Annotated in this window: 19 protein-coding genes; 12 read left to right on the top strand and 7 right to left on the bottom strand. The window is 58.8% G+C overall.

Annotation, left to right across the window (positions count from 1 at the left end; translation table 11 throughout):
• Positions 1 to 36 precede the first annotated feature (36 nt).
• The gene (locus FAA97_RS20520) at positions 37 to 1458 is read right to left on the bottom strand and encodes an MATE family efflux transporter (RefSeq protein ID WP_136600442.1); all 1422 of its coding nucleotides are present in this window, start codon (positions 1456 to 1458) and stop codon (positions 37 to 39) included.
• A 176-nt stretch (positions 1459 to 1634) separates the two neighbouring features.
• Here FAA97_RS20520 and FAA97_RS20515 point away from each other — a divergent pair, with 176 nt between their 5' ends.
• Together FAA97_RS20515 and FAA97_RS20510 are read left to right on the top strand one after the other, a co-directional pair.
• Positions 1635 to 2051 carry a MarR family winged helix-turn-helix transcriptional regulator gene (locus FAA97_RS20515; RefSeq protein WP_136600441.1) on the top strand — a complete coding sequence of 139 codons (417 nt, stop codon included), beginning with the start codon at positions 1635 to 1637 and terminating at the stop codon, positions 2049 to 2051.
• A gap of 86 nt (positions 2052 to 2137) precedes the next feature.
• Positions 2138 to 2650, top strand: coding sequence for a nuclear transport factor 2 family protein (locus tag FAA97_RS20510; RefSeq protein WP_246041610.1), 513 nt, complete (start codon positions 2138 to 2140; stop codon positions 2648 to 2650).
• A 194-nt stretch (positions 2651 to 2844) separates the two neighbouring features.
• On the opposite strand, the gene FAA97_RS21150 is transcribed toward FAA97_RS20510, so the two are convergent.
• The 4 genes from FAA97_RS21150 to FAA97_RS20495 all read right to left on the bottom strand — a co-directional run bounded on the left by FAA97_RS21150 (position 2845) and on the right by FAA97_RS20495 (position 6002).
• Entirely contained in the window at positions 2845 to 3003 is a 159-nt protein-coding gene (locus FAA97_RS21150) for a hypothetical protein (RefSeq protein ID WP_168801068.1), read from the bottom strand.
• 34 nt (positions 3004 to 3037) lie between these two features.
• Entirely contained in the window at positions 3038 to 4069 is a 1032-nt protein-coding gene (gene ftsZ, locus FAA97_RS20505; RefSeq protein WP_136600440.1) for a cell division protein FtsZ, read from the bottom strand.
• A complete protein-coding gene (gene fabF, locus FAA97_RS20500; protein ID WP_136600439.1) occupies positions 4066 to 5343 on the bottom strand; it encodes a beta-ketoacyl-ACP synthase II in 1278 nt (425 codons plus the stop codon). Before fabF ends, ftsZ begins: the two co-directional genes overlap by 4 nt.
• A gap of 68 nt (positions 5344 to 5411) precedes the next feature.
• A complete protein-coding gene (locus tag FAA97_RS20495) occupies positions 5412 to 6002 on the bottom strand; it encodes a TetR/AcrR family transcriptional regulator (RefSeq protein WP_136600438.1) in 591 nt (196 codons plus the stop codon).
• Between the two features lie 97 nt (positions 6003 to 6099).
• Between FAA97_RS20495 and FAA97_RS20490 the strand changes: the two genes are divergently transcribed.
• From FAA97_RS20490 to FAA97_RS20480, 3 genes are read left to right on the top strand one after another with little or no spacing between them, the layout of a single operon-like run.
• Positions 6100 to 7209, top strand: coding sequence for an efflux RND transporter periplasmic adaptor subunit (locus FAA97_RS20490; RefSeq protein WP_136600437.1), 1110 nt, complete (start codon positions 6100 to 6102; stop codon positions 7207 to 7209).
• Entirely contained in the window at positions 7209 to 10322 is a 3114-nt protein-coding gene (locus FAA97_RS20485; RefSeq protein ID WP_136600436.1) for an efflux RND transporter permease subunit, read from the top strand. Before FAA97_RS20490 ends, FAA97_RS20485 begins: the two co-directional genes overlap by 1 nt.
• A gap of 4 nt (positions 10323 to 10326) precedes the next feature.
• Entirely contained in the window at positions 10327 to 11058 is a 732-nt protein-coding gene (locus tag FAA97_RS20480; protein WP_168801067.1) for a TetR/AcrR family transcriptional regulator, read from the top strand.
• 56 nt (positions 11059 to 11114) lie between these two features.
• Here the strand turns inward: FAA97_RS20480 and FAA97_RS20475 are convergent, their stop codons facing one another.
• Entirely contained in the window at positions 11115 to 11600 is a 486-nt protein-coding gene (locus tag FAA97_RS20475; protein ID WP_246041609.1) for a PaaI family thioesterase, read from the bottom strand.
• A 251-nt stretch (positions 11601 to 11851) separates the two neighbouring features.
• Here FAA97_RS20475 and FAA97_RS20470 point away from each other — a divergent pair, with 251 nt between their 5' ends.
• Positions 11852 to 12664: an oxidoreductase gene (locus FAA97_RS20470; RefSeq protein WP_136600434.1), complete on the top strand. Its 813-nt coding sequence runs from the start codon at positions 11852 to 11854 to the stop codon at positions 12662 to 12664.
• 157 nt (positions 12665 to 12821) lie between these two features.
• Here FAA97_RS20470 and FAA97_RS20465 read toward each other — a convergent pair whose 3' ends face one another.
• Positions 12822 to 13820: a LacI family DNA-binding transcriptional regulator gene (locus FAA97_RS20465; RefSeq protein WP_246041608.1), complete on the bottom strand. Its 999-nt coding sequence runs from the start codon at positions 13818 to 13820 to the stop codon at positions 12822 to 12824.
• Positions 13821 to 14006: 186 nt separating this feature from the next.
• Between FAA97_RS20465 and iolG the strand changes: the two genes are divergently transcribed.
• The 6 genes from iolG (at position 14007) to FAA97_RS20435 (ending at position 20017) form a co-directional block, all read left to right on the top strand.
• Positions 14007 to 14999 carry an inositol 2-dehydrogenase gene (iolG, locus tag FAA97_RS20460; RefSeq protein ID WP_136600459.1) on the top strand — a complete coding sequence of 331 codons (993 nt, stop codon included), beginning with the start codon at positions 14007 to 14009 and terminating at the stop codon, positions 14997 to 14999.
• Positions 15000 to 15144: 145 nt separating this feature from the next.
• Complete coding sequence (locus FAA97_RS20455) at positions 15145 to 16068, top strand: sugar ABC transporter substrate-binding protein (RefSeq protein ID WP_136600432.1); 924 nt, start codon at positions 15145 to 15147, stop codon at positions 16066 to 16068.
• 59 nt (positions 16069 to 16127) lie between these two features.
• A complete protein-coding gene (locus FAA97_RS20450) occupies positions 16128 to 17234 on the top strand; it encodes an ABC transporter permease (RefSeq protein WP_136600431.1) in 1107 nt (368 codons plus the stop codon).
• A gap of 1 nt (position 17235) precedes the next feature.
• Positions 17236 to 18015: an ATP-binding cassette domain-containing protein gene (locus FAA97_RS20445; RefSeq protein ID WP_136600430.1), complete on the top strand. Its 780-nt coding sequence runs from the start codon at positions 17236 to 17238 to the stop codon at positions 18013 to 18015.
• Between the two features lie 21 nt (positions 18016 to 18036).
• Complete coding sequence (locus tag FAA97_RS20440; protein WP_136600429.1) at positions 18037 to 19149, top strand: Gfo/Idh/MocA family protein; 1113 nt, start codon at positions 18037 to 18039, stop codon at positions 19147 to 19149.
• Between the two features lie 79 nt (positions 19150 to 19228).
• Positions 19229 to 20017 (top strand): TIM barrel protein, encoded by a 789-nt coding sequence (locus tag FAA97_RS20435; RefSeq protein WP_136600428.1) that lies wholly within the window; start codon positions 19229 to 19231, stop codon positions 20015 to 20017.
• Positions 20018 to 20067: the final 50 nt, after the last annotated feature.

Here is a 20067-nt window from a genome sequence, read left to right as displayed (position 1 = left end):
CCTTACGTCGGTCAGATGTTATCCAGTTCCGCCAGCCTATCGGGAGGATGGGCTTGCGAGGGAAGGGGGCAGGTTTTCATCGAACATCCGAGACCAGATTACGGCCGCCACTGTCAAAGCCCCGTACGCCAAGGCCGCCAGCGCCACGATCTGGAACAGCGTGGCGAGGTCCGATCCGAGCCACAGAACGGCGGCCCAGCCAAAAAAGCCGGCAATGACCAGCCGAACTGTGCCAGCTAGAACAGGAAGAACCACGCGTTTGGCCCCTTGACTTGCAAAATACAGCGCCAAACCAAGGCCGACAGCACCGTAAGTAGGCGCGACCGTTCTAAGATAGAGCGCCCCCATCTCCGCCACATGCGGATCGTTGCTGAACAGTCCCATCCAGACCTTCGGGAATGTGGCCGCGGCTATCCCTATGATTTGCGTAATGCCCAAGGCGAGGGCTCCGCCCACAAAGGCGACCCGACGGGCACGCGCCGCCTGTCTGGCGCCGATATTGATCCCGACCATGGTGACGATGGCGGTTCCAAGGCCGAAGATGATCGGGATCTGGAGATAATCGAGACGCGAGGCAATACCGTATCCAGCGATCGCATCCGCTCCGTGGTGACCAACGGCTGCTGTGACCAACGTGACTGTAAGGTTGACCTGAATTGTGCCGACCGCAGAGGGAAGACCGACACCGAGTATATCCTTGAAAAAGCGGCCTTCAAGCGGGGTCATTTGGAGCCTCAGCGGACTTTTCGGCGATCGCAGATAAAGTGCGAGGGCAAGGGCAGCCAGGATGTAATAAATGACGATCGCACCTCCTCCGCCGGCGACGCCCAGACTTGGCAAAGGACCCAAGCCAAATATCAAAAGCGGCGATAGGGCTAGGAGGACGGCCGTTCCAGAAACGATTACCACGGCAGGTACGATCGCGTTTCCAGCGCCGCGCAGTGCTGAAGAAAGCAGTGCCGTTATCCAGATCGGGATCGAACCGGCGAACACGACGCCTGAGTAGGTCAGCGCTGCGGTCAGCGTCGCATCTCTTCCGCCCATTGAATGATAGAGGAGCGGCCCGAACAGGAAAGCGGCTACGGAGAATAGGGTCCCGAACATGACCGCGATGACGATGGCATGCCAAATTAGGCCCTCTGCATCAGCTTTTCGTCCTGCTCCCATCGCTCGCGCGACAGCGGCGGAAACGCCACCGCCTATCCCGCCATTCGACATCATCTGCATGAGCATCAACACCGGGAACACCAGTGTCACCCCAGCCAGCGCTTCCGTTCCGAGAAAGCTAATAAAATAGGTCTCAGTGACACCCACCATGGTCTGGAAAACAAGAACAACGACAGTCGGAAAGGCCAGGCGCAACAATGTCGGCGTGACAGGGCCGTCTAGGATGCCTGGCCGAGTGCTCACCGCAGTCATCGAAGTTTGCGCTCGTCCGGTCTGTGGCCCGTCCGTCATATCCCGTCCTCGTATCGTTACGCCTCAAGCTTGGGCGGCGAGGTTCAAACCCTTCACCGGATGATAAAGAACACCGCATGCCCCCCTTGACAATAGATGTCATATAAAATCTAAGCTATCAATAGAGTTTATACGAAATCTAACGTGCGTGTAGTTGGAGCGAGACGGAAACCGGAATGATCGAGGACAGTCTCTTTCCTCTTTTGCTACGCCTGACCCGGCGTCTGTGCCGGGATCTGAACTCGAACTTGCGAGACGTCGGATTGACGGGAGAACAGGCGGTGATGCTCGATGCTATAGAGAGAGGCCCAGCGCCGAAAGTGACCGATCTTTGTCACGTGCTGAGTATCGATGCCTCGACGGTGTCCGCCAACCTGAAACCGCTCATGGCTCGAAGCCTCGTGAAATCCACCGCCGACTGCGCTGACGCCCGGGCGCGGCGACTTTACCTCACGCACGACGGACAACGCAGGCTTGCTTTCGCGCAACAGGTTCTTCGGGAACTCGACCTCGAGATAACGGAGAAGCTCAAAAACTGCGGAGTGGTTGATGACCTCACGTCAGCACTTCGTGTCCTGTCCCAGCCACCGTGAGGCTGCATTCGGCACACATACGGCGCCGACTTGACTTTTCGGTTAGCCGCGAAGTTTCAAATGCTCACCTCGTCAAGGAGAATAGATTGAGACACATCATTATCGCTGCGACGCTTGCAATGACCGGCATCGTCTCGTCCGCCGTCCATGCTCAAGAGGCTGTCGTCGTGTCGGATAATCCGGAAGCACTGTTCACAAGTCCCGATCCGAAGCTGAACGCCAACAAGCAGGTGGTCTACAGGATCATCCTCGAGCTTCTGGAAGCCGGTCAATGGGACAAGGCCGGCCAGTACATCGCTGACGACTACATCCAGCACAACCCGAACGCTCAAAGCGGTCTAAAGCCTGTGGTTTACTATTTTACCCAGGTGCTCAAGGTGAAACCAAAACCAATCCCGGCGAAGATCAGCATGAAAGTCGCCAATGTGGTTGCGGAGGGCGATCTGGTCGTGGTCACTTACGCCCGGACCGAAAAAGACCCGAAGGATCCGTCAAAAACCTACAGCACGACGTGGTTCGACATGTGGCGCATCAAAGATGGAAAGGCTGCAGAGCATTGGGACCCGGCGCTGCTCAACGAGGCGCCTGACTTGCGCTGATTGTACTGGAGGCGAGAAAAGAAACAGTTGACTTAGCTCTTGCCCGCCGGCTGCGGGCAAGAGGATATACGCCGGGTATGTCAAACCAGATGTTCCGCCCAATCGCTGACCAATCCACTCGATCCGCAGGGGATGCTGCCCGGCTATGGATCGCATGTTCCCATAGACGGCCAGTATCTTTGAGAGGTGCGTATCTATTTGTTGCGCTGCTCGACCGTGTGCATCAAGGCAACTTCCTGCTCCAACCTCGCCAACCGTTTTTCAAGGATTGCCATCCGCTCTCCCTCTAGGTCGTCGATACCGTCTAGCGTCACTTCCCATTTGCGCCACCAATCTAGGAGACGTCTGAACATTGCTCTCTCCGACCTGTTGGCGAGAGCCCCATCTTCATGGGGCGCTTGCGACGGCACGCTGCTTCTGGAGGTGTTCGGCGAGCACAACCACATCGGCCGGGCCATTCAGCCCTGCGGCGATGATCGACACTCTCAGATCTTCACCGAGTGTCGCGTCGAAATTGGTGCCAAGGATCATATCGGTATCCGCATTGACGTGGTCGCGGATGTAAGTTGCGGCCTCGTCGACTTCGAACAAGGTCAACTCCCGTGTCGCGGAAATCGAGACCAGCAGGGTTCTGGCAGTTTCGAGGCTGATCCCCCTGAAAAGCGGATTGTCTATCGCTGCTCTGGCCGCCTCTCTTGCGCGACCGCTCCCTGCGGCCGTGCCGCTCGCGATAATCGCTCGGCCCATATTCTTCATCACCGCTTGAACATCGGCGAAGTCCAGGTTGATCAAGCCATCAGCCCGCATCAAGTCGACCAGGGACATGACCCCTTCGACAAGGACCTTGTCTGCCATCTGGAATGCGGCATCAAGCGTTGTCGTCGCGTTCGAAAGCAGGAAGAGGTTCTGGTTTGGAACGACAATCACGGTGTCGGCTGCCTCGACCAGAGATCGTATGCCGTCCTTTGCCTGACGCGCCCGGTGCGTTCCTTCAAAAGTGAAGGGCTCGGTCACCACCGCTACTGTCAGCAGGCCCGCTTGGCGGGCGGCATGTGCGATCACGGGCGTTGCACCCGTTCCTGTCCCGCCACCCATTCCGGCGGCAAGAAAGCACACCTGGACATCCTTCAAATGCTCCATGATGTCATCAAGCGATTCCGTCGCCGCAGCGCGACCAAGCTCCGGCTGAGAGCCTGCTCCCAGACCCTGAGTGACGCTTTTGCCAAGCTGGACTTGATGTTCGGCCTTGGAGGATGCCAAAGCCTGGGCGTCTGTGTTGGCTGCAATGAACCTCACATCCTGATCGCCGCGCCCGATCATGGTGTTTATCGCGTTCCCGCCACCGCCGCCGACGCCGATAACAGCAATCTTCGGCGTCCAGCCGCGAACCTCAAGAGAGGGCGTTGGCTTCTGTTTCATGGTGTCGAGGCGTCCCAGCGCCGGAATACTACGCTGGCATTCACGCCGCCGAAGCCGAAGCCATTGCTGATCGCGTATTCCATCGGGTGTGGCTTTGGCTTGTTGGCGACGAAATCAATGCCATCACCTGCGGGATCGGGAGCGTTCAGGTTCAGGGTAGGTGGGGCCACCTGGTCGCGCAGGGCCAGTATCGTGAAGATCGCTTCGAGGCCGCCGGCTGCCCCGAGAAGGTGGCCCGTTGCAGACTTGGTGCCGCTGATCGCGACCCCCGACTTTGTCCCGAACACGGCCTTTATCGCTTCGATCTCCCCCCGATCTCCAAGCTGGGTGGATGTGGCATGGGCATTAAGATGCTGAACTTGAGATGGAGCGATGCCCGCTTGTCTGATCGCGATCTGCATGGCTCTCGCTGCCCCGGATCCATCTTCTGGGCCAGATGTGACATGATGGGCATCAGCCGTGGTGCCATAGCCAACCAGTTCCGCGAGCGGTGTAGCCCCGCGCGCCAGGGCATGACTGAGGGCCTCGATCACCAGGATGCCTGCCCCTTCGCCCATCACGAAGCCGTCACGCAGCATGTCGAAAGGTCGTGACGCGGCAGTCGGGGTATCGGCAAAGCCGGTCGACAGCGCCCGCGCCGCCGCGAAGCCTCCAAGGCTGACGGTGTTCATGCAGGCTTCGGTTCCACCGCAAATGGCAATGTCCGCTTCGTTCGCCCGAATCATGCGGGCTGCGTCACCGATCGCCTGGACGCCTGCGGCGCAGGCGGTCACGGGCGCCCCTAGCGGGCCCCTCAGCCCATTTCGGATCGACACCTGTCCGGCCGCGAGGTTGACCAGGAAGGACGGAATGGTGAACGGAGACAGGCGGCGAGGGCCCTTCTCGTCGACGATGCGAACCGCCTCGGTGATCGCCGGGAAGCCGCCAATCCCCGAGGCGATGATTGTCGCAGTGCGCTGGCGATCCTCCTCCGAGACGGGTCTCCAGCAGGCCTGTGTCAGGGCTTCGTCTGCTGCCGCGATCGCGAACATGATGAAGCGATCCACTTTGCGCTGATCCTTTGGCGGCATGACCCTGTCGGGGTCGAAGCCTGCTTCGGTATCCTCGTCGAGCGACGGCACAACGCCTCCGACTTTTGCGGGAAGATCGGCAACAACATCGTCGGGGAGACGGCGCAGGCCTGATTGCCCCGCCAGAAGGCGGCTCCATGAGCTCTCGACGTGTGCGCCGAGTGGGCTGACCGCTCCCATTCCTGTTACGACGATACGACGCATGATGACTCCAAGAAAACGACCTTCACGACAGCAGATGCTGAGCCGATAGAGACCTTGTTGTTTCGCAGTTAGTCGGCGATTTCCGAAGTTGATATGCGCTTTGCCTCAGCCGCTGCTGCATCGAGTAGGTGGTCGGCAAGTGTCTCGTCGGTCACGATTCGCGACAGGGTGACCGCGCCGACCATGAGGGCCAGCATGACCTCTGCTTTATGCGTTCTGGTCTGTCTGCTGTCCGAGGCGGGCAGCAGTTCCTCCAGGACCTGCAGGTGAGCCTTGATCCCGTCTTCAAACGGTTTACGCACGTCTTCACTTTGGCGTGCGGCATCGGAGCCGAGCGCGACTAGAGGGCAACCGTCGCCCGTTTCGCCGCGATGGCCTGCCGAGAGATAGAGTTCGATCACGCCTTGAAGCGGGTCAGGACTCGATGCCGCGACAGAAGACCAACGTCGGGTGGCGCTTTCCATCGCGCGCCGCGATGCAAGCGCTGCGAGATCATCCTTGGATTCGAACTGCTTGTAGAAGCCGCCTTGGGTGAGGCCTGCTCCTTTCATCAAGTCCTTGAGGCCGATCCCGTCGAAGCCATGCTCGCGAAAGAGCCGGCTTGCGACGTTGATGACTGTCTCGCGGTTGGCCTCGGCCTGGGCGCGGCTCACTCTCATGATTGGCTCCTTTTAGATTTCAGTTGACATCTATAATGCTTTTAGAGTTAGGATGCAATCTATGAATTGAGATGCTCCCGTCAAGAAGGATGGTGTCATGAAACGAAAACTTCTGCTCGCGACAGCCGCGGTCGCCATATCCGGCGGTGTCGCTGCTGCCGTCTTCCTCTTCCCACCAGCAGCGCATGAGGCGGAAGCCTCCGATCCACGCACGCTCGCGCCCCTTGTCAAACTTGCGAGCGTGCAGATTCCTGACGCGGTGGAGAGAAGCTTCACCGGCTCTGTCGCAGCGAGAGTTCAAAGTGACCTTGGATTTAGGGTTCCAGGAAAAATCGTGGAGCGACTGGTCGGGGTCGGAGACCAGGTGAAGGTTGGGCAGCCCCTGTTACGCATCGACAGTAACGACCTCAATCTCTCGCTAACCGCTAAACGCAACGCGGTAATCGCAGCCCAGGCGGCGTTTGTGCAGGCGCAGGCGGACGAGAAACGCTTCTCCATTCTTGTTAAGTCGAACGCGGCGTCTACCCAGCAATACGAGCGGGCGAAGCTTTCGCTCGATACTGCGGCAGCCCAATTGGCCGCTGCCAGAGCCGACGCGACGGTAGCCGAGAACGAGGTGGCCTACACAGTTCTGCTGGCGGACGCCGACGGTACAATCGTTGAAACCCTCGCGGAACCGGGCCAGGTCGTATCTGCAGGGCAGCCTGTCGTTCGGCTGGCCAAAGCCGGACCGCGTGAAGCGCTGGTCTGGATGCCGGAGAATCTGAGACCCGCGATCGGGGAGAAAGCACGTGCCACGATCTACGGGCGGACCGGGACCGAAACTGCTCTGCTCAGACAGATTTCGGATGCCGCTGATCAACAGACGCGAACCTTCGAGACGCGCTGGGTGCTGCAGGGCTCCGCCGCCACCGCGCCTTTGGGTGCAACGGTGACTATCAGCGTTGAAAGTAGCGCCCACGCCGCCTCCGCGGAGATTCCAATCGGAGCGATCCTCGACGACGGCTCCCGAACGGGGGTCTTTGTCTTCAATGACAGCACCTCAACCGTTCAGTTTCGTGCCGTGAAGATCGAAAAACTAGGCGAAGAGACAGCCATCGTGACCGACGTGAAGGCTGGGGAGCAGGTGATCGCTCTCGGCGCTCACCTGCTTCAGGACGGCGCGAGCGTACGCACAGAGCAACAAGCTGCAGAGGCGGTGAACTGATGAGCTTCAATCTTTCAGCGCTTGCCGTTCGGGAGCGTGCCGTCACCCTATTCTTCATCGTTCTGCTGGCTGCAGCCGGCGCATACGCGTTCATCAAGCTGGGGCGAGCCGAAGATCCTTCGTTCACGATCAAGACCCTCACCGTCACCACGGTGTGGCCCGGAGCCACCGCCCGCGAGATGCAGGACCTCGTCGCCGAACCGCTGGAGAAACGCATTCAGGAACTGACCTGGTACGATCGTGTGGAGACCACTACACGGCCGGGTTTCGCCTATATGACGGTGACGCTGAAGGACAATACGCCGCCTTCCGTGGTTGAAGACGAATTCTACCAGGCACGCAAGAAGTTGGGTGATGAGGTGCGAAACCTCCCTCAGGGCGTGCTTGGCCCCTTCATCAACGACGAATATTCCGATGTGAGTTTTGCGCTCTATGCTCTCAAGGCACAGGGCATGCCGATGCGCGAGCTTGTCCGCCAGGCAGAAACGATCCGTCAGGATTTGCTCCATGTGCCGGGCGTCAAGAAGATCAACATTCTTGGCGAGCAGCCGGAACAGATTTTCGTCGAATTCTCCTACCCGAAGCTCGCGACGCTTGGCATTTCGCCGCAGGATGTCGCGTCCGCGCTGCAGCGCCGCAACACCGTGACCCCGGCGGGTACGATCGACACGCAGGGACCGCAAGTCTTCATGCGCTTCGATGGCGCCTATGACAGCGTTCAGGCGGTTGCGGATACACCGATCGTTGCCAATGGCCGCACCATCAAGCTGTCGGATTTTGCGGAGGTTCGCCGCGGCTATCAGGATCCGGAAACCTTTGTCATCCGGCACAATGGCGAGCCGGCCATCATGCTGGGCGTCGTCATGCAGCAAGGTTGGAACGGCCTCGAACTGGGCAAGGCCTTGGAAGAACGCTCCTCACAGATTGCGCAGGCGCTGCCGCTCGGCATCACCCTTGCGAAAGTCAGCGATCAGGCCGTCAATATTCAGGAAGCTGTCGGCGAGTTCATGCTGAAATTCGCGATGGCGCTTGGCGTGGTGCTGTTCGTGAGCCTTGTCAGCCTCGGCTGGCGCGTTGGGATCGTTGTTGCGCTCGCGGTGCCTCTCACCCTCGGCGTGGTGTTCATCATCATGCTCGATACGGGCAGGTTCTTTGACCGCATCACCCTTGGCGCACTCATCCTGGCGCTCGGATTGCTCGTCGATGACGCCATTATCGCGATCGAAGTGATGGTCGTCAAAATGGAAGAAGGCATGGACCGCATCAAGGCGGCTGCCTATGCCTGGAGCCATACGGCAGCCCCGATGCTGTCGGGTACGCTCGTCACCATCATCGGCCTGATGCCTGTCGGTTTCGCCCGTTCAGCGGCCGGTGAATATGCCGGCAACATCTTCTGGATCGTAGGCTTTGCCTTGATCGTCTCCTGGCTCGTGGCGGTCATCTTCACACCCTATCTCGGCGTGAAAATGCTTCCGAACATTAAGCCTGTAGAAGGCGGACACCACGCAATTTATAACACGCCCAACTATCGCAGACTTCGGACCACGATCGAGTTCGTGGTCCGCCACAAGTTCATGACCTGCGCCGTCGTTGTCTTGATGATGGGGGCGTCTGTCGTCGGCATGGGCTCGGTCAAACAGCAGTTCTTCCCGACGTCGGACCGTCCGGAGGTCCTGGTTGAAGTCCGTCTTCCGGAAGGAACGAGTATCCATACGACGACTGCCACGGTTGCGAAGCTGGAGGATTGGCTGCAGAAGCAACCGGAGACGGAGATCGTCACCAGCTACGTAGGGCAGGGCGCACCGCGCTTCTTCTTTGCAATGTCGCCCGAGCTGCCGGATCCTGCGTTTGCAAAAATCGTCGTCCTGACCCCGAATGCAGAGGCCCGCGAAGCTCTGAAAGCTCGCCTGCGCGAGGCCGTGTCGTCAGGCCTCACACCGGAAGCCTTCGTCCGTGTTACGCAGCTCGTCTTCGGCCCGTTCACGCCCTTCCCGGTAGAATTTCGGATCATGGGCCCGGACCCCGAGAAGCTCTACGAAATCTCCGAGCAGGCGATTTCGTTGATGCAGACCGTCCCGGACGTTCGAAACGCCAATCGTGACTGGGGCAATCGCACACCTGTTCTTCGCTTTGTTCCGGACCAGGAGCGTCTGAACTTGATCGGTCTGTCGCCAGCCGAAGCTGGTCAGCAACTCCAGCTCCTGTTGACGGGTGTACCAATTACTCAGGTTCGCGAGGATATCCGGAACGTTGCGGTGGTTGCCCGAAGTGGTGGTGATACGCGCCTCGACCCAGCCAAGTTGGCAAACTTCTCGCTGATTGGCCGAGAGGGCCGAGCCGTGCCGCTTGACCAGATCGGCCATGCCGAAGTGCGGTTCGAAGAACCCGTGATGAAGCGACGCGACCGGACACCAGTCATCACCGTCCGCTCTGACATCAACGAGGCAACTCAGCCTCCGGAAGTTTCGATGCAGGTCATGCAGGCCTTGCAGCCGCTCATCGCATCGCTGCCTGTGGGATACCGTATCGAGATGGGCGGCAACATTGAGGAATCCTTGAAGGCGAATGTCGCGCTGGTTCAGGTATTCCCCATCATGATTGCCGCGATGTTGATTGTCATCATCTTGCAGGTCCGGAGCCTGTCAACAATGACAATGGTCATGCTGACGGGCCCGCTTGGACTGGCTGGGGTCGTTCCGGTCCTGCTGATCTTCAACCAACCGTTCGGGTTCAATGCCATTCTCGGCCTGATCGGATTGGCTGGGATCCTGATGCGCAACACGTTGATCCTGACAGAGCAGATCAAGGAAAACCAGGCAGCGGGGTTGGACGATTACCATGCAGTCATCGAGGCGACGGTCCAGCGAACACGGCCCGTCATCCTCACGGCCCTTGCCGCCGTGCTAGCCTTCATCCCGCTGACGCATTCCGTTTTCTGGGGCTCCATGGCCTACACCCTGATTGGTGGCACGGCTGTCGGCACGGTCTTGATCCTGCTGTTCCTGCCCGCGCTGTATGCGACATGGTTCAGGATCAAGCCGCCCAAGCAGGATGCTGAGCATCAGCATGAGGAGCAGCCCGCAAGACCCGCACTGGCGCTCGCGGCGGAGTAAGACGATGAGACATCAGGGACAGATCGATGCCAAGCTATTTGGATCATCCAACATGATATGGGACGCGCTTGCCTTTAAGCGCTCTGGCATGGCGCGAACTCGGGGCGACGAACGGGCGCAACGGTTCGCCGCCACTACGATCGACGAGATCGACGAGGGGCGAGAGCGCATTCTCCAGGTGGCGGAAAGGCTCATCCGCCGCTTTGGCCACCCGAAGTCGACGATGGCCAATATCGCATGGGAACTAGGCACCAGTCGGGCGACCCTCTATCGCTACTTTCCAACTAAGGAGGCTTTGGAAGAGCAGGTGTGTCTACGGGTCGCCTCCAGAACACTCCGCCATCTTCGCGACATCCTGGTCGACGAGGACGCATCCATCGAACGGCTACGCGTCCTCCTCCACGAGGTGGGTCAACAGACTTCCTCGCGAATGATATTGGAACCGCACCTGCACCATCTTTTTGTCGAGGCTTTTCGCAATCAATGGCATGTCGCAACCGATTATCTGCGAGAAATCAGCGCTCTGATTGAAGACGTTGTTGTGCGGGGACAGGCCGACGAGACATTCGTGCCAGCCGATCCGAGCAAAACCACTAAGTTCATTCTGGGATCAATGCTTGTATTCGTGAGCCCTGGGCTCACCGAGCAGTTGAATGTCGACGACCCAGACCTTTCCATTGATCTTGCGACGCATGTTCAGTCGGTCGTCAATTCGATTACGCAAAAGACGCTGTGACCCTGCTCATGCGAGCAGGTCACAGCAATAGAGCAACCGAAAGCAACTGAGCCAGCTCAGGCCTTCATACCCTGAATCATACAAGTGGATGTCCCGTGAGCGTGCAGCTTTCCATCCGCCGATTCAATCCTGCCGTCTAGCGTGATGACAGTTCGACTGCGTGAGATGACCTTGCCCACGATCGTCAGTTCACCGCTGTCTGCCAGGATTGGTCGAACGAACTTCACGGAGGTTTCGTGCGTCGGGCACATTTGCGCGGTTTCCAGAACGCTGTGTGCGGCGAGCGCCATGGCAGTGTCGAGCATCGTCATGCTCCAACCTCCGTGAACAGTGCGTAGCGTGTTCAAGAAACGGTTTTCGGGAAAGGCTTTGAGGGTGACAATACCGGCTTCCGGGGTCAGCAGCGTGAACGGTAGCAGCTCCGCCATGGGCGGGCGCGGTAGTCGCCCCTCCGCAAGTAATGTCACAAATTCCAGCCCCGTAAGCGCTTCCAGATTTGGTCTCTGGCCATTCGCCGTTGTTGCAGTGGAGAGTTCATCCATGTCTTTCGCTCCTTGCGTTCGCTGCTGAATTCAAGATTGCAGAGCCGCGTTTGCCAGCCGCAATGCGACTGGATGAGTTACCTCATGGTCAGATGCGGGAAATTTAACCACGACGCCGCGAAGCCCTTGACGTTTTATATGTCGAATGACATCTAATTCATAATTAGATGTCGACGCAACTCTAATTATGAATTCCAATAGACACCAGCGTCGCCGATTGAAACCGGCGAATAAGAACAAAGGAGGCCACGGTGGCCCAGCAGAAAGTAGTTGTGATTACAGGCGCGTCGTCGGGGATTGGCGAGGCAACTGCCCGTCTTCTGGGTCAGAGGGGGTATCGCGTATACGGCGGTGCGCGTGACCCCAGCCGGGCCAAGCAGATTTCCGGCGTGAAATTTGGAGCACTGGACGTTACCAGCGACGAGTCTGTCGCAAGCTTCGTCGCATGGGTTCTGGCTGAGACCGGCAAGATTGACGTGCTTGTCAACAATGCGGGTGTCTCGCTCGTCGGTCCCGTAGAGAACACCTCAGTCAACGAGGCTGCGAAACTTTTTGACGTGAACGTGTTCGGCCCGCTGCGCATGATCCGCGCTGTCCTGCCGAGCATGCGAAATGCTCGCAGCGGACTGATCATTAACATCAGCTCAGTCCTTGGGTTCCTGCCGGCCCCCTTCATGGGGCTTTATGCGAGCAGCAAGCATGCGATCGAGGGATTGTCTGAGTCCCTGGACCACGAAGTTCGCGATTTCAATGTCCGCGTGGTTCTCGTCGAGCCGACATTCACTAACACCAACCTGGATGTGAACGCGGCGACGACCGAAGCCCCTCTCGGAGTCTACGCGCGGCAGGCTGAGGCGACCACGAAAACCGTCCTCGCGCAGATCAAGTCTGCTCCGTCACCGACCATTGTCGCGGACAAGATTCTTGCTGCCATCGAAGGGCCTTACAAGATGCGCCAACCCGTCGGCGGTCAGGCGACGTTGCTAAGCCGGTTACGGCGCTTCATGCCGGCGAAGGCCGTTGATAGCAGCCTTCGCAAGACTTTCGGCTTCGGCAAGGGCTAAATCCTTCGCATCCGACTGAATGTTGGCAAGGCCTTGAACCCAGGGACCAGGCCACCCCGTTAAACAGGGCGTTGCATCTCTCACCCCAGCTACGCCTTGGCCGCCCATCTTCCCCAAGATGGGCGGCACCATTTCGTTATTATCTCAGGTGCACAGCTTAGGCGCTTTCCCTGACGACAAGGGATCCCAGGAAAAGACGGTCCCGGTCCTGCCTGTCGGGGTGAGCGAGAACCTCAACCAGATAGTCAACCATTTCGGAGAGTGGCTGCCGGTATGTCGTGATGCGATAATTTGGATTGTCAGCCTGCGGAACATCATCAAACCCGGTGATGGCTATGTCTCCCGGCACCGCGAGACCAAGCGAATATCGGACGGCGTCGGCCGCTCCCATCGCGAGCGCATCATTCTCGCACACCAAGACATCTGGCAGATCTTCCCGGGCACAATTCTGCAGCGTTTCGGCGACAACTCGTCTTGCCAGTGCGGGGTCGTAGGTACTCACGGTGACCAAGCCCGGCTCACGTCCCGTGTTTGAGTGCCAGTAAGAGAAGAAGGTCTCTTTCCGCAGGAGATGGGCAGAATAGTTCTGTGGACCCGCGACAAAGAGCGGCCGCCTGTAGCCTTTGGCATAGATGTATTCTGCCATGTCATTCATCGCTCTTACGTCGTCGACGGCAATCGAAATCGTATTGGGGCGTTCAGACGTTCTGGCAAAGATGATTAGTTCGCGGAATTTGCGGGCGTGTGCGGCCGCCTCAAGCACCTCGTCATCGAACTGCAGACCGATCAGAATCACGGCGTCCACCCGCCGCTGGCTCGCGTTCAGAAGTGCATGACTGGCATCATCACGGTCGAGCGTATTGACGAGCAGAGTGTCCCAACCGCCGCGTCTCAACGCGCGCGTCAGGCATTCCATCATCACAAGCTTGTGCGGATTGGCGAAGTCGTCGATGAGCAGTGCGACCAGATTGGACCGATCAGATGCTAGGCTGACCGCCCGCAAGTCGGGCACGTAGCCCAGCCGCTCCGCTGCGGCCATGACCTTTTCAAGGCTTTTGCGCGAGATCGACGCGTCTTTGCGGAACGCTCGATTGACCGTCCACCTAGAAACACCTGCTGCCTCCGCCACGTCGTCGGCTGTGACATTGGCAATCACGGGATTTTTTCCGTCTGTCATCCTCTCCCCGACATCCTGACAATGCCTCGCTCCGCCCATTGATCATGGGTCCGATCTCCAGTCCAACAAGAAATTTTGCTCGCGCGAGCAAATTATTGTTGCTCGCGCGAGCAAAATCGAACATGGTCCTTGTTGAAGCGGCTCAAGCCGCAAGGGAGGATGACAGTGCTTAGAATTGGATTGCTTGGTGCGGGGCGTATTGGACGGGTCCATGCGACGAATATTGCCGCGCACCCAAAGAGTTTCCTGGTCGCGGTTTCCGATATCAATGTGGGAGCTGCAAAAGACCTTGCTTCAGCCTATCATGCTGACGCCGCAGACGTTGATGCCGTGATCAATAATCCGGATATCGATGCCGTTCTGATTGCAACATCCACCGACACGCATTCGGATTTGATCGAGAGAGCGGCGAAGGCTGGTAAGGCAGTCCTCTGCGAGAAACCAGTCGATCTTTCATTGGAGCGAGCCAAGGCTTGCCTTGCGGCGGCGTCCCAGGCGGGAACGCCAATCATGATTGGTTTCAACAGACGCTTCGATCCCAATTTCTCAGGAATTAAGATTGCGTTGTCGAAGGGCGACATCGGCAAGCCGGAGCTCTTGTCCATTACGTCCTTTGATCCGGCGCCACCGCCTGTCAGCTATATCAAGGTCTCTGGCGGCCTCTTCCGCGACATGATGATCCACGACTTCGACATGGCGAATTTCATCATGGGAGATTTGCCGAAAACCGTCCACGCTGTCGGTAGCTCGATCGTTGATCCCGAGATCGGCGCGGCCGGTGACGTCGACACAGCGGTTGTAACCCTGACCTATGCCGACGGGCGGATTGCGGTGATTAAGAACAGCCGTCGCGCTGTCTATGGCTATGACCAGAGGGTCGAACTGCTCGGCTCAGACGGTCTGCTCTCTGCAGGCAATGTGCTCGAGCACACCATCTCGAAGTCGACAGCATCAGGCGTGACAAGCGCCAAGCCCGAGTTCTTCTTCCTCGAGCGCTACATGCGCGCCTATGCGGCCGAATGGGATGCCTTTGTGCGCTCCGTTGAAGAGGGCAGGGCTGTTCCAGTCACACTGCAGGACGGCGTCGCCGCTTTGGCGCTGGCCGAAGCCGCGGCGAATTCACTCGTCTCTGGACGCCCGTCATCGGTTTCGATCTGACGGGTTCGAAACGCTGCAAATTTCTTGAGAGTTTAGCCGCAGCGCCTCGGAGGATCTTGCGCTGACGGCATTTGGTTCCGGCCGTCCTGGCCGGAGAGCGGGCGTGTGGAGTTGCGTCCGTGGTCAACGTAACTGGGAGGTTATCATGAAGAAACTATTGGCATCTGTTGCAGTCGCAGCAGTTATGGCGGCATCTGCGCCTGCCTTTGCTACCGATATCATCGTCGTGGCCCATGGCCAGGCCAATGATCCGTTCTGGTCAGTCGTGAAGAATGGCGTCGAGAAGGCTGCCAAGGACACCGGAGCAAATGTCGAGTTCCGTTCGCCGGAAACGTTCGACATGGTTCAGATGAGCCAGATGATCGATGCCGCCGTCAACCAGGAACCGGATGGCCTGGTTGTCTCCATTCCGGACGGGGATGCCCTGGGGCCGGCAATCCAGCGTGCAGTCGCTGCCGGCATTCCGGTCATTTCGATGAACTCGGGATCTGATGTCGCCCACAAGCTCGGCGCACTCTTGCATGTCGGTCAGTCCGAATTCGATGCCGGCAAGGCAGCAGGCGCGAAGCTCGCCGAAATGGGTGGCACGAAAGGCATCTGCGTCAACCAGGAAGTCGGCAACGTCGCTCTCGATCTGCGCTGCCAGGGCTTCGCGGAAGGATTCGGTAAGCCGGTGACGGTCGTGCCGACGCAGAACGATCCAGCGGAAGTGGAGTCCAAGGTTCGCGCAGCGCTGGAGTCCGACCCCAGCGTTGATACAGTTCTCGGTCTGGGTGCTTCCCTCGTCGGTGAACCGGCTGTCAAAGCAGCCCAGGCGCTCGGTCGAGACAAGGTTCTCGTTGCGAGCTTTGACCTCTCCGCCGGCTTCCTGAAGGATGTCGCCGACGGCAAGGCTGCATTCGCCATTGATCAGCAGCAGTTCCTGCAGGGGTATCTCCCTGTCGTGTTCCTCGCCTTGAAGGCTCAGTACGGTCTCGTTCCGGGTGGCGACGTTCCCTCAGGTCCGAACCTCGTGACCAAGGAGAGTGCTGCAAACGTCATCGAGCTTTCCTCCCAAGGAATTCGCTGAGTGAAGCTGACCGGGCCGTTCGCAAAGGCGGCCCGGTCTACAGTTGAAGGAGGAAAGCGATGTCAAGCGACGTGCTAACGCAGAAAGACGAGCGGATCAAAACCGAGTCTTTCACGACCCGGTTGATGAAGCGGCCGGAACTGGGAGCGGTAGGAGGCTTGATCCTCGTAACGCTCTTTTTCCTGGCGACCGCCGACCGGACCATGTTCACGCTTTCGGGCATCATGAACTTCATGACCCCTGCGGCGCAACTGGGCATCCTAGGCATCGCCGCAGCGCTGCTGATGATCGGGGGCGAGTTCGATCTGTCGATTGGCTCAATGGTCGCCTTCACGGGCATGCTCTTCGGCGCCTTTACCGTCAACATCGGCATGCCTCTCATCCTGGCAATCCCGCTCACCTTGCTGTTTGCGGCCATGCTGGGTGTTGCAAACGGGCTGATGGTGATTCGTACCGGGCTGCCCTCCTTCATCGTGACGCTGGCGGGGCTGTTCATCTTGCGAGGAGCAACTCTCGTCGGATTAAAGCTCTTGACCGGTGGCGCAACGCAACTGCGTGGAATTCGCGAAGCGGTTGGCGAAGATTTCCTGGCTCCGATCTTCTCCGGTGATGCGTTTGAGTTCATTTTAAACTGGCTCGCAGAGGCAGGATTGGTGGACAGCTTCAAGTCGGGTCTGCCCAAAGTGCCCGGCATCCCTGTCGAGATCATCTGGTTCATCCTCTTTGCCCTCATCGCGACCTATGTCCTGTTGCGGACCCCGATCGGCAACTGGATCTTCGCGACAGGCGGCGACGCGAATGCGGCGCAGAACTCGGGCGTTCCGGTCCGCAAAGTCAAAATCGCGCTCTTTGTGCTGACTGCGGTGGCCGCAGCCCTCGTTGCGATCATCACGGTCATGGATGCAGGATCGACCGATGCGCGGCGTGGCTTCATGAAGGAATTCGAGGCGATCATCACAGCCGTTATCGGCGGATGCCTTTTGACTGGTGGATACGGCTCCGCTATCGGCGCCTTCTTCGGGGCCATCATCTTCGGCATGGTGACGATTGGCTTGACCTACACCAAGTTCGATCAGGATTGGTTTCAGGTCTTCCTCGGCGGAATGCTGCTGCTCGCCGTCATCTTCAACAACGTGATCCGCAAACGCGTGACCGGGGAGCGCTGAGATGACCGCACCGATCATTCACATGGAAAACATCAAGAAGCACTACGGCAACGTGATTGCGCTCAACGGCGTGACCTTCGATGTCCGGCCGGGCGAGTGCCACTGCCTTCTAGGCGACAACGGTGCCGGCAAGTCGACCTTTATCAAGACGATGTCCGGCGTTCACCAGCCGACCGAGGGCTCGATTACCTTCGAGGGGCGACCCTTGTCTTTCAGCAGTCCGCGGGACGCCATGGAAGCCGGGATCGCGACCGTGTTTCAGGACCTCGCGATGATCCCGCTGATGTCGGTCACACGCAACTTCTTCATGGGGCGCGAGCCGACACGCGGTCGTGGGATCTTCAAGAGATTCGACATCGAGAAGGCCAATGAGATCACGATGGTCGAAATGCGCAAGATGGGCATCAATCTGCGTGGCCCTGACCAGGCGGTCGGCACCTTGTCTGGCGGCGAGCGCCAGACCGTCGCCATCGCACGTGCCGTGTACTTCGGGGCGAAAGTGCTGATCCTCGATGAGCCGACGTCGGCACTTGGTGTTCGCCAGACGGCAAATGTCCTTGCGACCATTAAGAGGGTGCGTGCACAGGGTATTGGGGTTGTGTTCATATCCCACAACGTCCGCCACGCGATGGCGGTCGGCGATCGCTTCACGGTTCTAAACCGCGGACAGACGCTCGGAACCGCGACGCGAGGTGAGATCGATGCCGCGCAATTGCAGGACCTAATGGCCGGCGGTCAGGAAATGGCGGAGCTCGAAGGCTCCTTGGGTGGTACGATCTGAGCTCTCGGAGGAGAGATACAAATGTTTGGATTTCCGGATCGTCCGCTCGGTGTCGCCCTGATCGGAACGGGCTTCATGGGCAAGTGCCATGCTTTGGCGTGGAGGAATGTTGCTGCGGTATTTGGTGGCCCTCACCACCGATTGGAAGTGCTGTCGGATGCCACGCAGGAAGCAGCCGACATCTTCGCACAACAATTCGGCTTTCAGCGCGCCACGGCCCATTGGCAAGAAGCGATTGCAGATCCTGCTGTCGATGTCGTGTCGATAACAGCACCGAATGGTCTGCATCGCCCAATGGCAGAGGCAGCCTTGCTCGCCGGCAAGCATGTCTGGCTGGAGAAGCCAATGGCGCTGACACTGCAGGATGCGGAAGCCATGGCTTCCCTGGCATCGGACCATCCTGGTCAAGTCACGATGCTCGGCTACAATTATCTGCGCAGCCCCGCCTTCCAGGCGGCTCGTAAGATGATCGAAGATGGAGAGATCGGCATTCCGCTCGCATTTCGCGGCGTTTATGACGAGGACTATTCTGCGGATCCGACCATACCATGGTCCTGGCGCATGACCCATCAAGGCGGCGGCCTCGGCGCGTTGGGAGACCTAGGATGCCACTTGGTGAGCCAGATGCTCGCTCTCATGGGGCCGGTCACCGAACTCATTGCTCAGACCCAGATCGCAGTCCCCACCCGGCCTTCGTCAGATGGCCCGAAGGTGGTCGAGAACGAGGATAGTGCGATGGCGCTCTTGCGTTTCGCCTCGGGTGCGCATGGATCCTTCGCCACGTCGCGCGTGGCCCGTGGCCGCAAATGCAGGCTGCAGTGGGAAGTCCACGGGAGCCTTGGCACGATCGTCTTCGATCAGGAGAACATGAACGAGCTGTGGATACACAGGGCCGGGGAGGCGGGCTTTGTGCGCCATCTAACGGGTCCTGAACAACCTGATTTTGCAGCCTTCTGTCCCGCGCCCGGGCATAATTTTGGCTTCAACGAGCAGAAGATCGTAGAGGCACGGGATCTCTTGGTGGCGATTGCCGGCGCACCGAAGAAGGGCCCGGATTTTGCTCAGGGGCTTGAGATTGAACGCGTAATCCATGCGATGGCCAAATCGAATGGCGATCGGATGCTGCTCGCCTAGGCCATCTAACCGGGCGACGGCAAAAATTGCCTCTGACGTCCCCCCACCCATCTCAATCGAATTAAACAGGAAAACCGAAATGCAACAGCCATTCGTTCTCGCTGCCTGCGCCGAAATGATCTGGCGGGATCGTCCGATGGAGTGGCGGGCCTCGCGTCTCGCTGAGATGGGCTTTGAGGTGGGGCTTTGGAACTGGCCCGACCACGATCTTGATGCGTTGGAACGGTCGGGTGCCACGTTCTCGATCATGAACGGCTACCTGACAGGAAGACTGGCCGATGACGAAGGTGCCAACGAACTGCTTCGGTCGGCACGAGAGACGGCACAAGTCGGCAAACGCCTGGGCGTGGCGAGGCTGAACCTGCATGGAACAGGTCTCGGTGCCGGGGGCCTACCTGCTCAACCGACGGAGATTGTGACCGGAGCTATGTGGCTCAAGGCGCGTGACACGCTTTGCCGGATCGCGGAGCTTGCGGAAGACGAGAACGTCGTCTTCACACTGGAAAATCTCAATCTTCCGGTCGACCATCCGGGCACGCCATTCGGTCGAGCTTCGGACACTCTGGCCTTGGTGTCTTCAGTTAATCACCCACGTCTCCGGCTTAATCTAGATCTTTATCACGTGCAGATCGGCGAGGGGAACCTGATCGAAACCTGTCGCGCCTGCCTGCCATGGATCGGTGAAGTGCAGGTTGCCGATGTGCCAGGGCGCTGCGAGCCAGGAACAGGCGAGATCAACTACCATATGATTGCGCGTGCACTATACGACATGGGCTATCGCGGGCCTGTCGGTATGGAAGCCTTCGCTAAGGGAGATTCGGAGGCAGCTCTAGATGCTTTTAGGCAGGCGTTCACGCTTGGCGGGTAAGTTCACGAAGCTAAGCGCCGACGCTGCTATCAGCTTTAAGTTCCATAATT

It is taken from the genome of Peteryoungia ipomoeae, assembly GCF_004912165.1.
Classification (GTDB): domain Bacteria; phylum Pseudomonadota; class Alphaproteobacteria; order Rhizobiales; family Rhizobiaceae; genus Allorhizobium; species Allorhizobium ipomoeae.
The sequence above is the reverse complement of the archived record's forward strand: the minus strand, read 5'-3'. Positions and strand labels throughout refer to the sequence as shown.

Excerpts from the sequence above, each read along its gene's own strand:
- FAA97_RS20520 (WP_136600442.1), bottom strand. The coding sequence starts at position 1,458 with ATGACGGACGGGCCACAGACCGGACGAGCGCAAACTTCGATGACTGCG.
- FAA97_RS20515 (WP_136600441.1), top strand. The coding sequence starts at position 1,635 with ATGATCGAGGACAGTCTCTTTCCTCTTTTGCTACGCCTGACCCGGCGT.
- FAA97_RS21150 (WP_168801068.1), bottom strand. The coding sequence starts at position 3,003 with ATGTTCAGACGTCTCCTAGATTGGTGGCGCAAATGGGAAGTGACGCTA.
- ftsZ (WP_136600440.1), bottom strand. The coding sequence starts at position 4,069 with ATGAAACAGAAGCCAACGCCCTCTCTTGAGGTTCGCGGCTGGACGCCG.
- fabF (WP_136600439.1), bottom strand. The coding sequence starts at position 5,343 with ATGCGTCGTATCGTCGTAACAGGAATGGGAGCGGTCAGCCCACTCGGC.
- FAA97_RS20495 (WP_136600438.1), bottom strand. The coding sequence starts at position 6,002 with ATGAGAGTGAGCCGCGCCCAGGCCGAGGCCAACCGCGAGACAGTCATC.
- FAA97_RS20490 (WP_136600437.1), top strand. The coding sequence starts at position 6,100 with ATGAAACGAAAACTTCTGCTCGCGACAGCCGCGGTCGCCATATCCGGC.
- FAA97_RS20485 (WP_136600436.1), top strand. The coding sequence starts at position 7,209 with ATGAGCTTCAATCTTTCAGCGCTTGCCGTTCGGGAGCGTGCCGTCACC.
- FAA97_RS20480 (WP_168801067.1), top strand. The coding sequence starts at position 10,327 with ATGAGACATCAGGGACAGATCGATGCCAAGCTATTTGGATCATCCAAC.
- FAA97_RS20475 (WP_246041609.1), bottom strand. The coding sequence starts at position 11,600 with ATGGATGAACTCTCCACTGCAACAACGGCGAATGGCCAGAGACCAAAT.
- FAA97_RS20455 (WP_136600432.1), top strand. The coding sequence starts at position 15,145 with ATGAAGAAACTATTGGCATCTGTTGCAGTCGCAGCAGTTATGGCGGCA.
- FAA97_RS20450 (WP_136600431.1), top strand. The coding sequence starts at position 16,128 with ATGTCAAGCGACGTGCTAACGCAGAAAGACGAGCGGATCAAAACCGAG.
- FAA97_RS20445 (WP_136600430.1), top strand. The coding sequence starts at position 17,236 with ATGACCGCACCGATCATTCACATGGAAAACATCAAGAAGCACTACGGC.
- FAA97_RS20440 (WP_136600429.1), top strand. The coding sequence starts at position 18,037 with ATGTTTGGATTTCCGGATCGTCCGCTCGGTGTCGCCCTGATCGGAACG.
- FAA97_RS20435 (WP_136600428.1), top strand. The coding sequence starts at position 19,229 with ATGCAACAGCCATTCGTTCTCGCTGCCTGCGCCGAAATGATCTGGCGG.